Here is a 21,082-nt window from a genome sequence, read left to right on the forward strand (position 1 = left end):
AATGACAAATTCGGGTCGAAGGGGATGGTCCTTCGTGGTGGATCCGGCGCCCGCGGAGGTGCCGGACTCCGCACGGGTGCCGCGTTCCGCACGGGTGCCGCGTTCCGCGCGGGGGCAGGGTTCCACGCGGGCGCTGGGTTCCGCGGTGGCGTCGCCGTGCTCGCCCTCGCCGCCCTCGTCTCCAGCTGCGCCGACGACTCCGTCGGCGTACGCGGGGCCCATGGTCAGCAGGCGCTGAAGGCGCCCCCCGCCCGCGCCCTCGACTCGTACGCCAGCAGGCTCGCCCTCGCGCAGGCCCAACGGGTCGCCGCGGCCAAGCGCTGGGGGCTGGCCAAGACACCGCTGGCGGCCCCGCCGGCGCCCGTCAGGAAGCCGGTGATCAGGGCCCGCGAGGGGTTCGAGGTCGACGACCAGGAGGAGCTGGGACTGCCCCCGGTCTTCACCACCGTCCCCACCAAGGACAAGGTCGTCTTCCTCACCATCGACGACGGCGAGGAGAAGGACCCGACGTTCCTGCGGATGATGAGCGATCTGAGGATCCCGTACACCGCGTTCCTCAGCAATTATCTGATCAAGGACAACTACCCGTACTTCCGGAAGATGCGCGACCGGGGCGTCACGCTCAACAACCACACCCTCCACCACCCCTACCTGCCCGGACTCTCCTATGAGGAACAGAAGCACGAGATCTGCGGCATGCAGAAGGTGATGAAGCGGCAGTTCGGCAAGCGTCCGACGGTCTTCCGGCCGCCCTACGGCAACTACAACCGGGACACCCTGCGCGCCGCCAAGTCCTGTGGCATCAAGTACGCGCCGATCTGGGACGAGGAGGTCTTCGTCGACCACTGGGAGTACCGCGAGTGGGACCGCGACCTGCACCCCGGCGACATCGTCCTCACCCACTTCCGGGGCCGGAACGACTGGAAGGGCACCATGCCCGACATGGTCCGGCGCTTCATGAAGAAGGTGACCGACGAGGGGTACGCGGTGGCCCGCCTGGAGGACTACCTGTGAGGGTGCGGGCGCTGGCCGCCGGGGTGCTCGCCGCCGCTCTGCTGAGCGGCTGCGCGCAGTCCGTCGACCCGATCGAGCGGCTGGGCAAGAAGGCGGCGCAGAAGGTACGGCCGCACGAGCCGCCGTACCGCCGCTGGGGGCTCGCCGCCCCGCTCGCCCGGGCGCCGAAACCGCCCGCCCGCACCACCCCCCGCACCGCGGGGCCAGGGCTGCCGCCCGTCGTGGACCACGTCCCCACCCGCGACAAGGTGGTCTTCCTGACGTACGACGACGGCGCCGAACGTGATCCGCGGTTCGTCGACATGGTCCGTGAACTGCGGCTGCCGGTCAGTATGTTCCTCACGGACAGTGTCGTCGGGCCGGGGTACGGGCACTTCGCCCAGCTGCGCGCGGTCGGCGCCGGCGTGCAGAACCACACCCTCGACCACGCCTCCCTGCGCGGCCTGCCGTACGTCGGCCAGCGCGCCGAGATCTGCGGCCAGCAGGACAAGCTCAAGAAGCGCTTCGGCATCCGGCCCCGGCTGCTGCGACCCCCGTACGGCACGTACGACAGCACGACGCTGCGCGCGGCGGCCGACTGCGGGGTCGCGGCGGTCGTCCTGGGGCGGGAGGCCGACACGCGCCGGCTGCGGGCCGGCGAGATCCTGACCCTCCCCGACGAGCCGGGCCTCACGGGGGCGACAACCCGGCTGCTGCGGCGCGTGCAGCGACAGGGGTTCGGGTTGGGGCGCCTGGAGGACTACCTCTAGCTCAGCCCGTCTCAGGCCGATACGGGGATCTGGGGGCGGAGCCTGGTGACGACTCCCAGGCGCGGCGACAGCCACCCCGGACGGTGAGAAACCCGCGGCGCGCCGCGGGCTTCTGGCACTCCGCTTGACCGAGTGCTAATCGCAGTCATAGTCTCGGCCCTGGCACTCCCCCCTGGAGAGTGCCAATAGCGACGGGCAGGTCCGGCACCCGCGACGACGGATCGACCTGGTCGCCACCTCAGACAGTTAACCCCGTGAGATCTCCGAAGGGGGAGGTCGGATCGTGACGACCGCCAGCTCCAAGGTTGCCATCAAGCCGCTCGAGGACCGCATTGTGGTCCAGCCGCTGGACGCCGAGCAGACCACGGCCTCTGGCCTGGTCATTCCGGACACCGCCAAGGAGAAGCCCCAGGAGGGCGTCGTCCTGGCCGTGGGCCCGGGCCGTTTCGAAGACGGAAAGCGCGTCGAGCTCGACGTGGCCGTCGGCGATGTCGTGCTCTACAGCAAGTACGGCGGCACCGAGGTGAAGTACAACGGCGAGGAGTACCTCGTCCTCTCGGCTCGCGACGTGCTCGCGATCGTCGAGAAGTAATTCACCCAGAATTGCAGTGAGCTGCGCCCCTGGCCCCCGCGACCTATGAAGCCGGGCGCCGGGGGCGCAGTTCGTTCTCCCAAGTTTTCCGAGAGGGCTGAACCGCTCCTATGGCGAAGATCCTGAAGTTCGACGAGGACGCCCGTCGCGCCCTTGAGCGCGGCGTCAACAAGCTTGCCGACACGGTCAAGGTGACGATCGGCCCCAAGGGCCGCAACGTCGTCATCGACAAGAAGTTCGGCGCCCCCACCATCACCAACGACGGTGTGACCATCGCCCGCGAGGTCGAGGTCGAGGACCCGTACGAGAACCTCGGTGCCCAGCTGGTGAAGGAGGTGGCGACCAAGACCAACGACATCGCGGGTGACGGTACGACCACCGCCACCGTGCTCGCCCAGGCGCTCGTGCGCGAGGGCCTGAAGAACGTCGCCGCGGGTGCCTCCCCGGCGCTGCTGAAGAAGGGCATCGACGCGGCGGTCAAGGCCGTCTCGGACGAGCTCCTCGCCACCGCGCGCCCGATCGACGAGAAGTCCGACATCGCCGCCGTCGCCGGTCTGTCCGCCCAGGACCCGCAGGTCGGCGAGCTCATCGCCGAGGCGATGGACAAGGTCGGCAAGGACGGTGTCATCACCGTCGAGGAGTCCAACACCTTCGGTCTGGAGCTGGACTTCACCGAGGGCATGGCCTTCGACAAGGGCTACCTGTCGCCGTACTTCGTGACGGACCAGGAGCGCATGGAGGCCGTCCTCGAGGACCCGTACATCCTCATCCACCAGGGCAAGATCAGCTCCATCCAGGACCTGCTGCCGCTGCTGGAGAAGGTCATCCAGTCCAACGCCTCCAAGCCGCTGCTGATCATCGCCGAGGACGTCGAGGGCGAGGCCCTGTCGACCCTGGTCGTCAACAAGATCCGCGGCACGTTCAACGCCGTCGCCGTGAAGGCCCCCGGCTTCGGTGACCGCCGCAAGGCCATGCTCGGCGACATCGCCACCCTCACCGGCGGTCAGGTCATCGCCGAGGAGGTCGGCCTCAAGCTCGACCAGGTCGGCCTGGACGTGCTGGGCTCCGCCCGCCGTGTGACCGTCACCAAGGACGACACCACCATCGTCGACGGTGGCGGCAGCTCCGAGGAGGTCCTCGGCCGCGTCAACCAGATCAAGGCCGAGATCGAGAACACCGACTCCGACTGGGACCGCGAGAAGCTCCAGGAGCGCCTCGCGAAGCTGGCCGGCGGCGTGTGCGTGATCAAGGTCGGCGCCGCCACCGAGGTCGAGCTCAAGGAGAAGAAGCACCGTCTGGAGGACGCCATCTCCGCGACCCGCGCCGCGGTCGAGGAGGGCATCGTCTCCGGTGGTGGCTCCGCGCTCGTCCACGCCGTGAAGGTCCTCGAGGGCAACCTCGGCAAGACCGGCGACGAGGCCACGGGTGTCGCGGTCGTCCGCAAGGCCGCCGTCGAGCCGCTGCGCTGGATCGCCGAGAACGCCGGCCTGGAGGGTTACGTCATCACCTCCAAGGTCGCCGAGCTCGACAAGGGTCAGGGCTTCAACGCCGCCACCGGCGAGTACGGCGACCTGGTCAAGGCCGGCGTCATCGACCCGGTCAAGGTCACCCGCTCCGCCCTGGAGAACGCCGCCTCCATCGCCTCCCTGCTCCTCACGACCGAGACCCTGGTCGTCGAGAAGCCGGCCGAGGAGGAGGCCGACGCCGGTCACGGCCACGGCCACGGGCACTCCCACTGAGGCATGACAGCCGCTGAGGCATGACGGCCACTGAGGCCTGACAGCCAGAAGAAGCCCCCGCTCCCGGTCAGGGAGCGGGGGCTTCTCCATGGGTGGGTACTACGTCACGTCTCCAGCGCGTCGAGCGCACCGAGTTGGGCCATCAGCCCCAGCCGGTCGTACTGCCACCAGCCCTCGACGATCTTCCCTTCCTCCTGGCAGCGGAAGATGGTCGAGCCGGTCATGGAGACCTGCCGCCCGGTCGCGGGAATCCCCATGAAGTCGCCCTTGTGGGTGCCGCTCCACGTCCATCGCGTAGAGACACGGTCGCCCTGGGCGATCTGGTCGTCGATGGTGAAGGCGAAGTCGAACCCGCCGCGCCACATCTCTATCTCGCGGCGCATCGCGTCGAGACCGATGGTGTCCTGCTCGTTGGCGGGATCGTGGTCGTGGTAGTTCTCCGCGATCAGGTCGTTGAGCGGTGGCAGCTCACCCTTGGTGGCCACCGTCTCGTAGAACCTGCGGATGTTGGCCGCGTAGAGCTGCTCGTCGCGGACCACTTCCAGGTCCGTGAACGTCGGCCTCTCGTCGCAGAGCGCCACCATCTCCCGGAAGATCTTGTCGGTCTCGGGAAGATTCGAGTTCCGCATCGCCTCTTCGTACGACGGGAACTCCACGATTTCCACGAAGTGGGTCGCGTCGGACCGGTCCTTGCCGATCACACTGTGCGTCGCGGTCCGCTTGCCCCTGGTCTGTTCCACCCATGAATCCATCAGCCGGTTCATCTCGTCGAACCGACTGGTCTTGCAGTCGATGAGCTGTACGAATGTCATGGCGTCGCCTCCGGCCCCCTGGGTCCGGTTGAACACCCTCATTTTCCCACCGGAGGGGCGACACCACCTACTTCACGTGTACGTCACAGCGGCCTGCGCCGAGGGTCGTACTTCCGTGTTCAACTTCCGCCCTCGGCTTCCGCTTTCCACTCCCGCGTTCACTGGGGGCCGTACTTCCGACCCGTCTTCGACGTGATCCCGCCCAGCAGCGCCCGCGGCGTCACCTTCACCACGCCCATCAGCGCCTTGTAGCGCGGGTCCGGAATCGACAGCGACTTGCCGCGCGCCAGATCCGCGAGCGCCGCCGCGACCAGCTTGTCCGCGTCGAGCCACATCCACTTCGGGATGTTGTCCGTGCCCATCCCGGCCCGCTGATGGAACTCGGTCCGTACGAAACCGGGGCACAGCGCCATCAGCCGTACGCCGCTGCCCGCCAGGTCCTTCGCCGCGCCCTGGGTGAACTGCACGACCCACGCCTTGGACGCCCCGTACGTACCGCGCGGCACGAACGCGGCCACCGACGCGACATTGACGACCCCGCCGCGGCCGCGCTCCCTCATGGCCTCGGTCGCCGCAGACGTCAGCCGGAGCACCGCCTCGCAGTGCACCTTGAGCATCTTCAGCTCGTCGGCCATCGATACGTCGAGATAGCGGCCCTTGTTGCCGAAGCCCGCGTTGTTGACCAGTAGGTCGACCGGGTTCTTGCGGTCGCCGAGGCGCGTGGCCACCGCCTCGATGCCGTGGTCGGTGGCCAGGTCCGCCGTCAGCACCTCCGCCTCGATGCCGTGCCGGTCGTGCAGTTCGGTGGCCTGCTCGGCCAGTCGCTTCGTATCGCGCGCCACCAGCACGAGGTTGTGCCCGTCAGCCGCCAGACGCCGCGCGAAGGCGGCACCGATGCCCGCGGTCGATCCCGTAATCAGAGCCGTTGTCATGGCGCAAGGTTAGTGACCTGACCAGGGGGCCGGCGCCCTCGCCACCCAACGCCCGGCCTTGCTCCACGAGTTCTCCGTACGGCGATTGACCAGGTCCTAGGCGCCGTACTTCGCCACGTACTTCTCCGCCTTCGCCAGCGACTCCGGATGCAGCGCCGCACCCGCCGCCAACAGCCGTGGCAGCAGCGCCTGTTCGGTCGTGACGGCACGGAACTGGAGAGCGACCGTGACGTCGTGGTCCGGCCGGTGCACGATCTCGATCGGGTCCCCGGAGCGGATCTCGCCGGGTTCGATCACCCGCAGATACGCGCCGGGCGCGCCCCGCTCCGTGAACCGCTTCACCCAGCCCTTCTCGCCGACGTGCCCCTGGAAGGTGCGGCAGGGTATGCGCCCACAGGTGACCTCCAGGACGACCTCGGAGCCGACGCGCCAGCGCTCGCCGATCCGCGCGCCGGAGACGTCGAGCCCCTCCGTCGTGAGGTTCTCGCCGAACACGCCGTTCGGCAGCGTCCGGCCGAGCTCGCGCTCCCAGCCGTCGAGGTCCTCGCGCGCGACCGCGTACACGGCCTGGTCGTCCCCGCCGTGATGGCGCATGTCGCACACCGCGTCCCCGGCGAGCCCGCTCGCGCCGACCCCCTTGGGCCCGGGGGCCGTCACCCGAACGGGCCCCTCCACCGGCTGCTTGTCGATGCCGGTCACGCCCTCCGGCTGGTCCGTGTACTCGACGGCCCGCGCACGGCCCAGGTTCAGGGAAAGAAGCTTCATGGCACCCACGCTAGGCGGCTCGGGGCAAAGCGTCGACGCAATATTCGCCGTCATCCCCAAGACCCGCTTATGCTCGGAGGGTGATCGAGGCCCGTCATCTCCGCGTCCTGCGCGCCGTCGCCGCCACCGGCTCCTTCTCGGCGGCGGGGCGTGAACTGGGCTGCACCCAGCCCGCCGTCAGCCAGCAGATGAAGGCCCTGGAGTCGTCCGTCGGCACGCCGCTGCTGATCCGCACGGGCCGCGAGATGCGTCTGACTCAGGCGGGCGAGGCCCTGGTCAAGCACGCGGCGAGCATCCTGTCCGGCCTGACGGCCGCAGAGGAGGAGGTCGCCGCGATCGCGGGCCTGCGCGCGGGCCGGGTCCGGCTCGTCTCCTTCCCCAGCGGCAGCTCCACGCTCGTCCCGACGGCCCTCGCCGCACTGCGCGCCGCGCACCCCGGCACCCGCGTCTCCTTGGAGGAAGCCGAACCGTCGGAGTCCGTGGAGAAGCTCCGGGCCGGCGACTGCGACATCGCCCTGGCGTTCCGGTACGAGGGCGCGGCGGGCGTCGAGGAGTGGGACGACCTGGTTGTACGGCCCTTGTTGACGGATCGTCTCGTCGGGCTCGTGCCCGAACGGCACCGCCTCGCCCGCGCGGAGTCGGTCGCGATCGGCGAGTTCGCCGGAGAGTCGTGGATCGCGGGCTGCCCGCGCTGCCGCGGACAACTGGTCGAGGTCTGCCGCGGCGCCGGCTTCGAGCCCCGTATCGACTTCGCCACCGACGACTACCCGGCCGTGGTCGGCCTGGTCGGTGCGGGTCTCGGGGTCGCCGTCCTTCCGGAGCTCGCCATCGAGTCCGTACGTCCCAAGGGGGCCCGCACGGTGGCGGTGGAGCCCGCGGTGCGGCGGGAGATCGTCGCGCTCACGCTCCCGGATCTGGCCCAGGTGCCGGCGGTGGCGGCGACGCTGGACCGGCTGGCGCGGGCGGCGGCTCGGTAGCGGCGTTCCTGGGGCGGCGTCCCTGCGGTGGCTCTCCTGCGAGGGCGGCCCGGCAGCGGCGTCCCCGTAGCGGCAACCCTCTGGCCGGGGAAGGGCCCTGCGGCAGCAAAAGGGCACGCGTGTGCGTGCCCGACGTGCAGAAACGTTCCTTCAGCTGTTCGAGGCGGAACTGCCTCCGGTGGTCGACGCCGAGACCAGCCGGTTGCGCGCCCGCCCCATCAGCTCTTCGCGCTCGTCCTCGGTCAATCCGCCCCACACGCCGTACGGCTCACGCACCGCCAGCGCGTGCGCCGCGCACTCCGCGCGTACCGGGCACCTCATGCAGACCTCCTTGGCCGAGTTCTCACGAGCGCTCCGTGCCGCACCGCGCTCGCCCTCCGGGTGGAAGAAGAGCGAGCTGTCGACCCCGCGGCAGGCCGCGAGGAGCTGCCAGTCCCAGAGGTCCGCGTTCGGACCGGGAAGGCGGGAGAAATCTGCCATTGCGTGTCCCCTTGTTGCCGTTCTGGGCTGCTCTCTGCCCACCGACCGTACATCTACGATCTAAGGAGATGAAAATATGACTCATTGCGAATCTAGCCGCAGACACCAGCAAAGGGGAAGAAAACAGGCTAAATGGGGCATAGCTTGTGATGAAACATTGAGGGTCCGTCGTGCATGTCTCCACCGTGTCCGCACCCTCACGTACAGTGCCGATGACGACTGACTGCCCCGTAACTCTTTCGAGTGACCGTCGTTGAGAGTGCGGAGGCGGTTGAAGCAACAAGCGCTCGGGCAGGCGGCATGATCCGTCGGCGAGTGTCGACCGCACAGGTGACGATTCGTACCAGCCTGGAGGCTCAAGGTGACGCGCATCAGCTGCGGAGGGCGGCCATGACATCCGTCCTCGTCTGCGACGACTCCCCGCTTGCCCGAGAGGCGCTCCGCCGCGCGGTGGCCACCGTGCCCGGCGTCGAGCGTGTGACGACGGCGGCCAACGGCGAGGAAGTCCTCCGCCGCTGGGGTGCCGACCGTTCGGACCTGATTCTGATGGACGTACGCATGCCCGGATTGGGCGGCGTGGAGACGGTCAGGCGGCTGCTGTCCGCCGACCCCGGTGCGCGCATCATCATGCTCACCGTCGCCGAGGACCTGGACGGTGTGGCGCTCGCCGTTGCCGCCGGTGCCCGCGGCTATCTGCACAAGGACGCCTCACGCGCCGAGCTGCGCGCGACCGTCACGCAGGCGCTCGCCGACCCCACCTGGCGGCTCGCCCCGCGCAGACTGCGCTCGGCCGAGATGGGCGCCGCGCCCACGCTCACCGCGCGTGAGATCCAGGTGCTGGAAGGCATGAGCCACGGCCGTTCGAACGCGGAGATCGGCCGTGAGCTGTTCCTCTCCGAGGACACCGTCAAGACACATGCCCGGCGGCTGTTCAAGAAGCTCGGCGCCTCGGACCGAGCGCATGCTGTCGCGCTCGGATTCCGGTGGGGCCTGGTTCGCTAAGTGAGCCGCCATGAGGGTATGACGGAAGTAGTCCCTGCCCGCCGTCCGGCGGGTGGGGCCGGGCCCTCAGAGAGAGCCTCTTCGGTGCCCGATCCCCGTTTCCCGGCGGATGCCGCATCCTTGAGGTGTGGAGTCTCTCGGGGACGATTCGGTCGAGCGGAAGGGGAGGGCGCAGGAGATGAGTTCCGGCGCACCTGCTCATAACGCTTCGGTGCACAACTACGGACGCGGTGCCACGGACCGGACGGCGCCAAGGCACCATGGACCGATGCGCGACGACGAGACGACGGTGATCGGTGCGCTCGTCCATCGCGCGGTCGACGGCGACGAGCAGGCCACACACGACCTGCTCGCCCACGTGCACCCACTGGCGTTGCGCTACTGCCGCACCCGTCTGTCCCGACTTCCGGGTGACGCGCGGCACTTCGTGGAGGACCTGGCGCAGGAGGTCTGCGTCGCGGTGCTCCTGGCGCTGCCCCGCTACAAGGACACCGGGCGTCCCTTCGAGGCGTTCGTCTTCGCCATCGCCGCGCACAAGGTCGCCGACCTGCAGCGCGCCGCGATGCGCCACCCCGGCTCGACGGCCGTCCCCTCGGACGAGATGCCCGAGCGCCCGGACGATTCGCTGGGCCCCGAGGAGCGCGCCCTGCTCAGCAGCGATGCCGAGTGGGCCAAGAAACTCCTGGCCAACCTCCCCGAAAACCAGCGCGAGCTCCTGCTGCTCCGCATCGCGGTGGGCCTCACGGCCGAGGAGACGGGCCAGATGTTGGGAATGTCACCAGGGGCCGTTCGAGTGGCCCAGCACAGGGCCCTGAGCAGGCTCAGGGCGCTGGCAGAGCAGTAGCGGGAGCCTCCGGGGGCGGTACGCCCTTCGGGGGTGTTGCCGTTTCTGGGGGTGACCTCTCCGGGGCCTGCATCCTGTCTGTGGTCGCTGTTCCATCAGGACGGTTTCCTCGCCGGGACCAGGGCGGTTTCTGCGCCGGGACGGCAATCTCTTTCCGCCGCAACGGCGAGAAGCCGGACAGCGCAGTCCGGCGGTGCCGGGCAGGGCCCAGCCCAGGACGGTTTTCGTTGCCCGCCGCAGCGGCGGGCAAGCGGGACGGCGCGGTGCGGCGGGCGCAGCCCAGCCGGATCTTTTGCCCGCCGTGACGGCGAGAAGTGAGACGGTGGAGTTCGGCGGTGCCAAGCACTGCTCACCCCGGAAGGCTGGTTTTCTCCACCGCGGCGAAGAAAAGCCGGCCGACGAAGACCGCCCCACACGGAGCGGCCCCCAGCCGGGTCCTGGCGCCTCCCGGGCGCGGGGATGAACGGGGACAACACCAGCCCCGTACGAACATACGAAGCCGAACCGCACCCTCAACCGTGGAATGAGAGAGCCATGCTTCCCGTTAGCATGGACATCCGCACCGATCAAGGCCATTTGGGGAAGGTGTCATGACTGCCAACGTCGACGGAGTGCCCGCCAAATTCGCGACACTCGGGCTGACCTACGACGACGTGCTGCTGCTGCCGGGCGCGTCGGACATGGCGCCCGACCAGATCGACACCGCCTCGTACATCTCGAAGAACGTACGGGTGAACATCCCGCTGCTGTCCGCCGCCATGGACAAGGTCACCGAGTCCCGGATGGCGATCGCGATGGCCCGCCAGGGCGGCGTCGGCGTACTGCACCGCAACCTGTCCATCGAGGACCAGGCCAACCAGGTCGACCTGGTGAAGCGCTCCGAGTCCGGCATGGTCACCGACCCGATCACGATCCACCCGGACGCCACGCTCGCCGAGGCCGACGCGCTGTGCGGCAAGTTCCGCATCAGCGGCGTCCCGGTCACCGATGGCAACCACCGGCTGCTCGGCATCGTCACCAACCGTGACATGGCCTTCGAGACCGACCGTTCGCGCCAGGTGCGCGAGGTCATGACGCCGATGCCCCTGGTCACCGGCAAGGTCGGCATCTCGGGCCATGACGCCATGGAGCTGCTGCGCCGCCACAAGATCGAGAAGCTTCCGCTGGTCGACGACGCGGGCGTCCTCAAGGGCCTCATCACGGTCAAGGACTTCGTGAAGGCCGAGAAGTACCCGAACGCGGCCAAGGACGGCGAGGGGCGCCTGCTGGTCGGTGCGGCGGTCGGCGTGGCCGGTGACGCCTTCGAGCGCGCCCAGGCCCTCATCGAGGCGGGCGTCGACTTCATCGTCGTCGACACCGCGCACGGCCACTCCCGTCTGGTCGGCGACATGGTCGCCAAGATCAAGTCGAACTCCTCGGGCGTCGACGTCATCGGCGGCAACATCGCCACCCGTGCGGGCGCCCAGGCGCTCATCGACGCGGGCGTCGACGGCATCAAGGTCGGCGTCGGCCCCGGCTCCATCTGCACGACCCGCGTGGTCGCCGGCATCGGCGTACCGCAGGTAACGGCCATCTACGAAGCGTCGCTCGCCGCCAAGGAGGCCGGTGTCCCGGTCATCGGCGACGGTGGCCTCCAGTACTCCGGCGACATCGCGAAGGCCCTGGTCGCCGGCGCCGACACGGTGATGCTGGGCTCGCTGCTCGCGGGCTGCGAGGAGTCCCCGGGCGAGCTGATGTTCATCAACGGCAAGCAGTTCAAGTCGTACCGCGGCATGGGTTCCCTGGGCGCCATGCAGTCCCGTGGCGAGCAGCGCTCCTTCTCCAAGGACCGCTACTTCCAGGAGGGCGTCGCCTCCGACGAGAAGCTCGTGCCCGAGGGCATCGAGGGCCAGGTGCCCTACCGCGGCCCGCTCTCCGCGGTCGTCCACCAGCTGGTCGGCGGTCTGCGCCAGTCGATGTTCTACGTCGGCGGACGCACCGTTCCCGAGCTGCAGGAGCGCGGCCAGTTCGTCCGGATCACCTCGGCGGGCCTCAAGGAGAGCCACCCGCACGACATCCAGATGACGGTCGAGGCGCCGAACTACAGCCGTAACAAGTAGCGGGTGAATGGGCTCCACGCGCGCGTGGAGCACGCGGATGTGCGGTTGAGGGCGGTCCCGGAGGTTCCGGGGCCGCCCTTGTCGTAGGCGTCGGGGATACTGGGAGGCGCAGAAGCGAAGAGGGAAAGGCCACACACGTGACTGAGATCGAGATCGGGCGCGGCAAGCGCGGCCGCCGGGCGTACGCCTTCGACGACATCGCCGTCGTCCCGAGCCGCCGTACGCGAGACCCGAAGGAGGTCTCGATCGCCTGGCAGATCGACGCCTACCGCTTCGAGCTGCCCTTCCTGGCCGCTCCGATGGACTCGGTCGTCTCCCCGGCCACCGCGATCCGCATCGGCGAGCTGGGCGGCCTGGGCGTCCTCAACCTCGAAGGCCTGTGGACGAGGTACGAGGACCCGCAGCCGCTGCTCGACGAGATCGCCGAGCTGGACGCGGACACCGCGACCCGCCGCCTCCAGGAGATCTACGCGGCTCCCATCAAGGAGGAGCTGATCGGGCAGCGCATCAAGGAGGTGCGCGACTCCGGCGTCGTCACCGCCGCGGCCCTGTCCCCGCAGCGCACGGCGCAGTTCTCCAAGGCCGTCGTCGACGCGGGCGTGGACATCTTCGTCATCCGCGGTACGACGGTGTCGGCCGAGCACGTCTCCGGCGCGCACGAGCCGCTGAACTTGAAGCAGTTCATCTACGAGCTGGACGTCCCGGTGATCGTCGGCGGCTGCGCCACGTACACCGCCGCCCTGCACCTGATGCGCACCGGCGCGGCCGGTGTCCTCGTCGGCTTCGGCGGCGGCGCCGCGCACACCACGCGCAACGTCCTGGGCATTCAGGTCCCGATGGCCACGGCCGTCGCGGACGTCGCCGCGGCCCGCCGCGACTACATGGACGAGTCCGGCGGTCGGTACGTGCACGTGATCGCGGACGGCGGCGTCGGCTGGTCCGGCGACCTCCCCAAGGCGATCGCCTGCGGCGCCGACTCCGTGATGATGGGCTCCCCGCTGGCCCGCGCCACCGACGCGCCCGGCAAGGGCCACCACTGGGGCATGGAGGCGGTGAACGAGGAGCTGCCGCGCGGCAAGAAGGTCGACCTCGGCACCGTCGGCACCATCGAGGAGGTCCTCACCGGCCCCTCGCACACCCCTGACGGCTCCATGAACTTCTTCGGCGCCCTCCGCCGCGCCATGGCCACCACCGGCTACAGCGAGCTCAAGGAGTTCCAGCGCGTCGAGGTGACGGTCGCGGACTCCCAGCACAAGCGCTGACCCGTACGGCAGGCTCGTACGACAAGCTGGTGCGAGAGCCCGCACGGCGGCTCGTACGTACGACGTGAAGGGCCCGTCCACCGCGTGGTGGACGGGCCCTTTCGCGTACCGCTTTCCGGTTACTGACCGGCCTTCCGGGTGCTCGAGAACGCCACGTACGCGGCGATCGCGAAGAAGACGAAGGTCAGCGGGTCGGCCTCGGCCTTCCATGCCTCCTGGACCACGTCGAAGTGGTCGAAGAACACCTCGCTGAAGCCGACGCCGACTTCCTTGGCGCCGATCATGGCCTCACCGATCAGCTGGCCGAGGTAGACCGAGCCCACCGACAGGATGACGCTGACGATCGGCAGGATCTGGTTGCGGCCGCCGAAGCGGCCCGCGGCGAGGCCGATCAGGAAGCCGACGCCGACGGCGGCCCAGCCGATCTCGTGCTTGGTGAGGCCGATGATGGCCCCGTAGACGCCCGCCGAGACCAGGGCGGCACCGATAGCGGCGGCGAGGCCGAGCCCGAGGTTGTCGCGCACCGGAGCGGCCGGGGCGACCGGGGCCACCGGGAAGCCCGGCTGGGGCGCGCCCTGCGGAGCGCCCTGCTGCGGGGCGGACGGCTGGCCGGGCTCGCCGGCGTACGGGTTGCCGACCGGCGGACCGGACGGAGGCGGAGTCGACTGACTCATGTGGTTCCCCCCAGGGACGTGAGCGCACAGGTGTGTACGCCAGGGATGTAAGCGGATGCAAGCGCACATTGGTAAACGCCCGGGACGCGGGCGCACTTGTGTGCGAGGGCTGCCGCACATTAGCAGGCCGGGGTGACAATCCGTGAGGAGATTTGGCGGAGGTCAGAGCCGGTGCGCCGCCCCGGTCGGGGTCGCCCCCCGCGTGTCCAGCAGGAGTTGGGCCTTCACGGACAGTCCTTGCAGGTCGTACGTGCGGTGCTGCTGGAGCAGGATCGTGAGGTCGGCGTCGGCCGCGGCCTCGTAGAGGGAGTCCGCGCGCGGGACGGGCCGGCCAAGAACGCGCCAGGCCGGGACATGCGGGTCGTGGTAGCTGACGGACGCGCCGAGTTCCATCAGGCGCAGCGCGATCTCGTGGGCGGGGGAGCCCTGCTGGTCGGCGAGATCGGGCTTGTAGGTGACGCCGAGGAGGAGCACGCGCGCGGCGCGGGCCGATTTCCCGTGCTCGTTGAGAAGCGTGGCGGCACGCTGGATGACGTACTGCGGCATATGGCTGTTGACCTGCTGGGCCAGTTCGACCATCCGCAGCGAGCGGGACGTGTGGCCGGTCAGGTCCTGGGGGATGCCGTGGCCGCCGACACCGGGGCCCGGCCGGAACGCCTGGAACCCGAACGGCTTGGTCTCGGCGCAGCGGATGACGTCCCACAGGTCGACGCCCAGGTCGTGGCAGAGCACGGCCATCTCGTTGACCAGGGCGATGTTGACGTGCCGGTAGTTGGTCTCCAGGAGCTGCACGGTTTCGGCTTCTCGTGGTCCACGCGCGCGTACCACCTTGTCGGTCAGGCGCCCGTAGAAGGCGGCGGCCGACTCGGTGCAGGCGGGGGTCAGACCGCCGATGACCTTCGGAGTGTTGGCGGGACCGAAGTCGCGGTTGCCGGGATCGACCCGGCTGGGCGAGTAGGCGAGGTGGAAATCGCGCCCCGCGCGCAGCCCGGAGCCCTCTTCGAGGAGCGGGCGGAGGAATTCCTCCGTGGTGCCGGGGTGCACGGGCGATTCCAGGATCACCGTGGTGTGCGGGCGCAGCCGCGCGGCCAGGGTGCGGGCGGCCGCCTCCACCTGGCTCAGGTCGAGGCCGTCGTCCGCGCCCCGTGGGGCCGGCGCGCAGATGACCGCGGTGCGTACCCGGCCGAGCTCGGCCGGGTTGGTGGTCGGCCGGAAACCCCCCGAGAGCATCCGGCGCAGTTCGGCGGGGGTGAGGGAACCGCCTTCCGGCCCCGTTTTGTAGCCGAGCGTGGGGATGCCGGCGGCGACGGCGGCCTGGGCCAGGGGCAGGCCGAGATGACCGAGTCCGATGACGGCGAGATCTGCGGGCATGGCGTGGGCCGTCCTTCCCAGTAACCGAAGCGGGACAGGTGCGCAAGCCCTGTGGACAGGATGGGCGAGCGCAATGTCAGACTAGGAGTAAATATGACCGATTTGCGGGATTGTCCGACCGTGATTCCTTGCGCGTCGCCGAGAGTTGTCCACAGGCTGAGGGGGGACGGTGGCCGAAGGCGGGCAACACGGTCAGACTTTGAGTAGGGGGATGCGAGCCGAGTCCATCCGGACAGATGCGGCCGGCGCGACAGACAGCGGGAGGCAGCGGTGAGGACAGCGACACTGGGGCCGGCGGAGCGCGCCGAGTCACTGGCGGGAATGGCCGAGCGTGAGCTGGATGTGCTGGTCGTCGGCGCGGGCGTGGTCGGTGCGGGCACAGCACTGGACTCCGCGACACGCGGCCTGTCCACGGGCCTGGTCGAGGCGCGTGACTGGGCATCGGGCACATCGAGCAGGTCCAGCAAGCTGATACACGGTGGCCTGCGCTATCTGGAGATGCTCGACTTCGCGCTGGTGCGCGAGGCCCTGAAGGAGCGCGGACTGCTCCTCGAACGGCTCGCACCACACCTCGTCAAACCCGTCCCGTTCCTCTACCCGCTCCAGCACAAGGGCTGGGAGCGGTTGTACGCGGGCTCGGGCGTCGCGCTCTACGACGCCATGTCGATGGCGCGCGGCCACGGACGCGGACTGCCCACACACCGTCATCTGAGCCGCCACCACGCCCTGCGCGTCGCCCCCGCCTTGAAGAAGGACGCACTGGTCGGCGCCTTGCAGTACTACGACGCACAGATGGACGACGCCCGCTATGTGGCCACTTTGGTGCGCACGGCGGCGGCGTACGGCGCGAAGGTCGCCAACCGCGCCCGCGTGACCGGCTTCCTGCGCGAGGGCGAACGCGTGGTCGGCGCCAGGGTGCAGGACGTCGAAGGAGGCGGGGAGTACGAGATCCGCGCCAAGCAGGTCGTCAACGCCACGGGCGTGTGGACCGACGACACCCAGGCGATGGTGGGGGAGCGGGGCCAGTTCCACGTACGGGCGTCCAAGGGCATCCACCTGGTCGTGCCGAAGGACCGGATCAACTCCTCCACGGGCCTGATCCTGCGCACCGAGAAGTCCGTGCTGTTCGTGATCCCCTGGGGACGGCACTGGATCATCGGCACCACGGACACCGACTGGGACCTCGACAAGGCACACCCGGCGGCGTCCAGCGCGGACATCGACTATCTGCTGGAGCATGTGAACTCGGTGCTCGCGGTGCCGCTCACCCGAGACGACGTACAAGGCGTGTACGCGGGTCTGCGGCCGCTGCTCGCCGGCGAGTCCGACGCCACCAGCAAGCTGTCGCGCGAGCACACCGTGGCCCATCCGGTGCCGGGACTCGTCGTCGTGGCGGGCGGCAAGTACACGACCTACCGGGTGATGGCCAAGGACGCGGTGGACGAGGCGGTGCACGGCCTCGACCAGCGGGTCGCCGACTGTGTCACCGAGGACGTCCCCCTGCTCGGCGCCGAGGGGTACCGGGCGCTGTGGAACGCGCGAGCGCGGACCGCGCAGCGCACCGGGCTCCATGTGGTGCGCGTGGAGCACCTGTTGAACCGGTACGGGGCGCTTGCCGAGGAACTGCTCGACCTCATCGCCGACAACCCCTCCCTGGGCGAGCCCCTGCCCGCCGCCGAGGACTACCTCAAGGCCGAGATCGTCTACGCCGCCTCGCACGAGGGCGCCCGTCACCTGGACGACGTACTGACCCGGCGCACCCGCATATCGATCGAGACCTTCGACCGCGGCACGCGCAGCGCCCGTGAGGCCGCCGAGCTGATGGCGCCGGTCCTCGGCTGGGACAAGGACCATATCGAGCGCGAGGTGGAGCACTACGAGAAGCGGGTCGAGGCCGAGCGGGAGTCGCAGCGCCAGCCGGACGACCTGACGGCGGACGCGGCGCGGCTGGGGGCGCCGGACATCGTGCCGCTCTGACCGGTCTGACCACTTAGCTGGTTCGGCCGCTCTGGCTGATCTGGCCCGTCTGGCCCGTCTGACCCGTCTGACCCGTCTGACCCGTCTGACCCGTCTGGCCGGTCCGGCGGGTTTGGCCGGTTTGGTCGAGAGGCCCTGTGAATGTCACTCGAACGGGTGTCGTGAGCTGGGATCTTCGCTCGGAGCCCGTCCGTTCTACGAGGTGCGGGGGCAGAACTCGGCGGCGAGCAGGGCGGGTTCGAGGTCCGGGTCTGTCACCCCGTCCGTGTTCACCCGGAAGGTGAGGACACGACGACCGTCGACGGTGGCCGCGGTGCGCACGTAGCTGCCGGTTATACGGCCGTTGTGCCCCCACACCGTGGTGCCGCACGGCAGCTTCACCGGGAACAGGCCCATGCCGTACGAGCCGTGTGCGGCGCGGGTGTTGAGCATCTCGCGCATCCAGCGCGAGGGCAGCAGGTCGCCGCCGAGCAGGGCCGCGTAGAAGCGGTCGAGGTCGGCGAGCGTGCTGATGAGCTCACCCGCCGCGCCGGCCACGCGCGGGTCGAGTTCGGTGGCGTCCGAGCCGTCGGCGGCGTACGCGCGACCGTGCGGCGAGGGAAGTGAGGTGCGGGCGCCGGGGAAAGAGGTGCCCGTCAGACGGAGAGGAGTGATGATGCGGCGCTCGGCCTCGATGGCGTACGAGTGGCCGGTGACCTGCTCGACGACCATGCCGAGCAAAACGTAGTTGGTGTTCGAGTAGGCGAAGCGGCCGCGGTCGGCCGGGGGATGGGTGAGTGCGATGCGTACGGCCTGAAGTGGGGTCAGGGGGACGGTGCCCTTGGTGTCGGCGGTGAAGTCGTAGAGGCCGCTGGTGTGGGTGAGCAGGGCGCGCAGGGTCAGACGGCGACCGTCGTTGCCCTCGCCGCGCACCAGGCCGGGAAGGTGGTCGTCCACGGAGTCGGACAGGGACAGCCGGTGCTCGGCCGCGAGTTGCAGGACCACCGTCGCGATGAACGTCTTGGTGATGCTGCCCGCGCGGAAGTGGTCGGAGCGAGCCATTCCGGTACCGGCGTCGGCGAAGCGTGAGCCTGACGCGTCGCGGGCCAGCAGGGAGGCGGCAGGGGCCTTGCCGCGGGTGACGAGGAGGGCGAGGGCGGCGTCCATGGCCGCGGCTGCGGGGCTGGCGGCTGCGGCCGGGGCGGCGGGGCCTTGCGTCGCGGAGCCTTGCCCCGTGGGGCCTTGAGAGGCGGCCGGGGCCAGGCCGAGCAGCACCAGGGACAGGGGTATGGCCAGAAGTGTCCGAGGTGTCCGGGGCGGAGGCATCGGCGGTCCTTCCTTGTCGCGGCCCATCATGCGGGATGGAGTTGTGCGGGCCGCGGGCGGTCCCCCGCGTGAGGGACGTCCCGGGTGACGGCTGGTTGTCGCCTGAGGAGCGCCCTGGGCATGGCGTACTTGTCGGGAGAGGGGCACTCTGGGCGTGGAGTACATGTCGGGCAGCGGGCACCCTGGGCGCTGAGCGCTTGTCGGGTGAGGGACAATGGAGGCTCTGTCAGGGCGGGTTGCATGAGGGGACGCATGTCGGAGGCGGAGCGGGCGGGAGCATCCCGTCAGGACAAGAGCGAACGTCTCCTCGCCGGGCGCTACCGGCTGGGGGATGTTCTCGGCCGCGGCGGCATGGGCACGGTGTGGCGGGCCAAGGACGAGACCCTGGGCCGTACGGTCGCTGTCAAGGAGCTGCGGTTCCCGTCGAGCATCGACGAGGAAGAGAAGCGGCGGCTGATCACGCGCACGCTGCGTGAGGCCAAGGCGATCGCGCGGATCCGCAACAACGGCGCGGTGACGGTCTTCGACGTGGTCGACGAGGACAACAGGCCGTGGATCGTGATGGAGCTCATCGAGGGCAAGTCGCTCGCCGAGGTCATCCGCGAGGACGGCCTGCTCACGCCGAAGCGCGCCGCGGAGGTGGGCCTGGCGATCCTCGACGTGCTGCGTTCGGCGCACCGCGAGGGCATCCTGCACCGGGACGTGAAGCCGTCGAACGTGCTGATCTCCGACGACGGCCGGGTCGTGCTGACCGACTTCGGCATCGCGCAGGTCGAGGGCGACCCGTCCATCACCTCGACCGGCATGCTCGTCGGCGCGCCCTCGTACATCTCGCCGGAGCGGGCGCGCGGTCACAAGCCGGGCCCCGCGGCCGACCTGTGGTCGCTGGGCGGTCTGTTGTATGCGTCGGTGGAGGGTGTGCCTCCGTACGACAAGGGTTCCGCGATCGCGACGCTCACCGCGGTGATGACCGAGCCGGTGGAGCAGCCGAAGAACGCGGGGCCGCTGGAGAACGTGATTTACGGGCTGCTTGCCAAGGACCCCGAGCAGCGGCTGGATGACGCGGGCGCCCGGGCGATGCTCAACGAGGTGCTGCACGCGCCCGAGCCCAAGGAGACGGTGCCGGAGCCTGCGGACGCGACGAAGGTTGTGGCGTTGCCGCCGGTGCCGGACGAGGGGCCGGGACAGGGGAGTTCCGGCGTTACCGGGGCCAAGCGGGGCGAGGAGGCGTCGGATCGTTTGCGCGGGGCGCTGCGTTCCGTGCGGAAGGCTGCCTCGGCGGCCGGGGCTGCCACGGCGGCGGCCACCGCGGCGGCGACGGCGCGCGCGAAGGCTGTTGGCACGGAGGCCTCCGGGTCGTCAGGGTCCTCCGAGGCCTCCAGGGCGGCGGGAAGTGAGGGCGCGGCTTCCGCGAGTCCGGGGGCTTCCACAGCTGCGTCACCTTCGGCACCTTCGTCGGCGCCGTCGCCTTCCTCGGCCTCGCTGAAGAAGGCTTTCGGTGCCGGTGCGGCTTCTGCCGGGAAGGCGGGGGTTCGTGACAGTGCGTCGGTGAACTCCAGTTCGGCGGGTGGAGCGGGCTCTGCGGGTGCCACGGGTGCCACCGGAGCCGCGGGATCCGCGGGTGCGGCCGGGATGGCGGGCCAGGTCTCGGGGTCGGGGTGGCCGGTGGCTCCTGAGCGGCCGCCGCGGCCGGCGCCTCGGGCGCCGTTGACGGATGTGGTGCCGCGGCGGACGTTGGTGATCATCGCGGTGGTCGTGGCGCTGGCCGTGCTCGGCACCGTGCTGGCGCTCACGCTCGGCGGGGACGACGGGTCGAAGGACAACAAGAGCGGCGACACCAAGGCGGCCGCGTCCAGCGGGGCGACTGCGGGCAGCGGAAGCGGCAGCAAGGACAAGAGCGGCGGCGCCCACACGGACAGTGGCGACAAGTCGGGTTCCACGGCGGGTTCGGGCCTGGAGGAGACCGCGAGCGCCACGTCGAGCGCGAGCGCCAGTGCGAGCGCGTCGAGTGGTGGTGACAGTGGCGGCAAGAAGTCGGGCTCCACGGCCGTGTCGACGTACAAGGGCGGTCAGGGGTTCTCGATCGGGCTGCCGAAGGGGTGGAAGTACCAGTCCACGGACTCCGCGGGAGCACGGTTCACGGGTCCCGACGGGCAGAGGCTGCTGATCGGCTGGACGACGACGCCGAAGGACGACCCGGTCGCGGACTGGAAGAACCAGGAGCGGGGCATGACGCGCTCGCAGTACCAGCGGGTGCGCATAGAGGAGGTGGACTACCGAGGCTGGAACACGGCCGACTGGGAGTTCACCTACGTGGAGGGCGGCACGAAGTACCGGTCGATCGACCGTGGGTTCGTCGTCAACTCGCATCAGGGATACGCGCTGATGTACTCGGCGAAAGCGGACGAGTGGGGCAGCGATCTGCGCAAGAGCACGTGGAAGACGCTGACTACGACGTTCCAGCCGAAGTCGTGACGTACCGCTCGCC

Annotated in this window: 18 protein-coding genes; 11 read left to right on the forward strand and 7 right to left on the reverse strand. The window is 69.8% G+C overall.

Translation table 11 applies throughout. The features are described 5' to 3' along the window. Window positions 1-24: 24 nt before the first annotated feature. From ACFY0T_RS12020 to groL, 4 genes are all read left to right on the forward strand, one after another. Complete coding sequence (locus ACFY0T_RS12020) at window positions 25-1,014, forward strand: polysaccharide deacetylase family protein (RefSeq protein ID WP_388867797.1); 990 nt, start codon at window positions 25-27, stop codon at window positions 1,012-1,014. Next, window positions 1,011-1,763, forward strand: a complete 753-nt coding sequence (locus tag ACFY0T_RS12025; protein ID WP_388867800.1) for a polysaccharide deacetylase family protein — start codon at window positions 1,011-1,013, stop codon at window positions 1,761-1,763. The genes ACFY0T_RS12020 and ACFY0T_RS12025 overlap by 4 nt, the downstream gene beginning before the upstream one ends. A 283-nt stretch (window positions 1,764-2,046) precedes the next feature. Beyond that, window positions 2,047-2,355, forward strand: a complete 309-nt coding sequence (gene groES, locus ACFY0T_RS12030; RefSeq protein WP_388867802.1) for a co-chaperone GroES — start codon at window positions 2,047-2,049, stop codon at window positions 2,353-2,355. A 110-nt stretch (window positions 2,356-2,465) separates the two neighbouring features. Continuing rightward, window positions 2,466-4,094, forward strand: a complete 1,629-nt coding sequence (gene groL / locus ACFY0T_RS12035; protein ID WP_388867805.1) for a chaperonin GroEL — start codon at window positions 2,466-2,468, stop codon at window positions 4,092-4,094. 104 nt (window positions 4,095-4,198) lie between these two features. On the opposite strand, the gene ACFY0T_RS12040 is transcribed toward groL, so the two are convergent. The 3 genes from ACFY0T_RS12040 to ACFY0T_RS12050 all read right to left on the reverse strand — a co-directional run bounded on the left by ACFY0T_RS12040 (window position 4,199) and on the right by ACFY0T_RS12050 (window position 6,603). Then, window positions 4,199-4,906, reverse strand: a complete 708-nt coding sequence (locus ACFY0T_RS12040; RefSeq protein ID WP_388867808.1) for an ester cyclase — start codon at window positions 4,904-4,906, stop codon at window positions 4,199-4,201. Window positions 4,907-5,064: 158 nt separating this feature from the next. Further along, window positions 5,065-5,838 (reverse strand): SDR family NAD(P)-dependent oxidoreductase, encoded by a 774-nt coding sequence (locus ACFY0T_RS12045; RefSeq protein WP_388867811.1) that lies wholly within the window; start codon window positions 5,836-5,838, stop codon window positions 5,065-5,067. 96 nt (window positions 5,839-5,934) lie between these two features. Further along, a complete protein-coding gene (locus ACFY0T_RS12050; protein ID WP_388867814.1) occupies window positions 5,935-6,603 on the reverse strand; it encodes an MOSC domain-containing protein in 669 nt (222 codons plus the stop codon). An 80-nt stretch (window positions 6,604-6,683) separates the two neighbouring features. On the opposite strand from ACFY0T_RS12050, the gene ACFY0T_RS12055 reads away from it, so the two are divergent. Next, the gene (locus ACFY0T_RS12055) at window positions 6,684-7,580 is read left to right on the forward strand and encodes a LysR family transcriptional regulator (RefSeq protein WP_388867816.1); all 897 of its coding nucleotides are present in this window, start codon (window positions 6,684-6,686) and stop codon (window positions 7,578-7,580) included. Window positions 7,581-7,730: 150 nt separating this feature from the next. Here ACFY0T_RS12055 and ACFY0T_RS12060 read toward each other — a convergent pair whose 3' ends face one another. After that, a complete protein-coding gene (locus ACFY0T_RS12060) occupies window positions 7,731-8,060 on the reverse strand; it encodes a WhiB family transcriptional regulator (protein ID WP_388867818.1) in 330 nt (109 codons plus the stop codon). Window positions 8,061-8,450: 390 nt separating this feature from the next. Here ACFY0T_RS12060 and ACFY0T_RS12065 point away from each other — a divergent pair, with 390 nt between their 5' ends. The 4 genes from ACFY0T_RS12065 to ACFY0T_RS12080 all read left to right on the forward strand — a co-directional run bounded on the left by ACFY0T_RS12065 (window position 8,451) and on the right by ACFY0T_RS12080 (window position 13,267). Further along, complete coding sequence (locus ACFY0T_RS12065) at window positions 8,451-9,062, forward strand: response regulator transcription factor (RefSeq protein WP_003948568.1); 612 nt, start codon at window positions 8,451-8,453, stop codon at window positions 9,060-9,062. Between the two features lie 268 nt (window positions 9,063-9,330). After that, on the forward strand, window positions 9,331-9,906 hold the full coding sequence (locus ACFY0T_RS12070) for a sigma-70 family RNA polymerase sigma factor (protein WP_060901477.1): 576 nt from the start codon (window positions 9,331-9,333) through the stop codon (window positions 9,904-9,906). A gap of 590 nt (window positions 9,907-10,496) precedes the next feature. Continuing rightward, window positions 10,497-12,005 carry an IMP dehydrogenase gene (gene guaB, locus ACFY0T_RS12075; RefSeq protein ID WP_388867822.1) on the forward strand — a complete coding sequence of 503 codons (1,509 nt, stop codon included), beginning with the start codon at window positions 10,497-10,499 and terminating at the stop codon, window positions 12,003-12,005. 137 nt (window positions 12,006-12,142) lie between these two features. After that, window positions 12,143-13,267 (forward strand): GuaB3 family IMP dehydrogenase-related protein, encoded by a 1,125-nt coding sequence (locus tag ACFY0T_RS12080; RefSeq protein ID WP_388867825.1) that lies wholly within the window; start codon window positions 12,143-12,145, stop codon window positions 13,265-13,267. A 119-nt stretch (window positions 13,268-13,386) separates the two neighbouring features. Here ACFY0T_RS12080 and ACFY0T_RS12085 read toward each other — a convergent pair whose 3' ends face one another. Both ACFY0T_RS12085 and ACFY0T_RS12090 read right to left on the reverse strand, forming a co-directional pair. After that, entirely contained in the window at window positions 13,387-13,941 is a 555-nt protein-coding gene (locus ACFY0T_RS12085) for a hypothetical protein (RefSeq protein ID WP_388867828.1), read from the reverse strand. Between the two features lie 162 nt (window positions 13,942-14,103). Next, the gene (locus ACFY0T_RS12090; RefSeq protein WP_388867831.1) at window positions 14,104-15,312 is read right to left on the reverse strand and encodes a nucleotide sugar dehydrogenase; all 1,209 of its coding nucleotides are present in this window, start codon (window positions 15,310-15,312) and stop codon (window positions 14,104-14,106) included. 270 nt (window positions 15,313-15,582) lie between these two features. On the opposite strand from ACFY0T_RS12090, the gene ACFY0T_RS12095 reads away from it, so the two are divergent. Further along, window positions 15,583-17,289, forward strand: coding sequence for a glycerol-3-phosphate dehydrogenase/oxidase (locus tag ACFY0T_RS12095; protein WP_388867834.1), 1,707 nt, complete (start codon window positions 15,583-15,585; stop codon window positions 17,287-17,289). A gap of 195 nt (window positions 17,290-17,484) precedes the next feature. On the opposite strand, the gene ACFY0T_RS12100 is transcribed toward ACFY0T_RS12095, so the two are convergent. Continuing rightward, the gene (locus ACFY0T_RS12100; RefSeq protein ID WP_388867836.1) at window positions 17,485-18,594 is read right to left on the reverse strand and encodes a serine hydrolase domain-containing protein; all 1,110 of its coding nucleotides are present in this window, start codon (window positions 18,592-18,594) and stop codon (window positions 17,485-17,487) included. A gap of 252 nt (window positions 18,595-18,846) precedes the next feature. Here ACFY0T_RS12100 and ACFY0T_RS12105 point away from each other — a divergent pair, with 252 nt between their 5' ends. Beyond that, entirely contained in the window at window positions 18,847-21,069 is a 2,223-nt protein-coding gene (locus ACFY0T_RS12105; protein ID WP_388867839.1) for a serine/threonine-protein kinase, read from the forward strand. Window positions 21,070-21,082 lie beyond the last annotated feature (13 nt).

It is taken from the genome of Streptomyces sp. NPDC001530 (assembly GCF_042894545.1).
GTDB lineage: Bacteria > Actinomycetota > Actinomycetes > Streptomycetales > Streptomycetaceae > Streptomyces.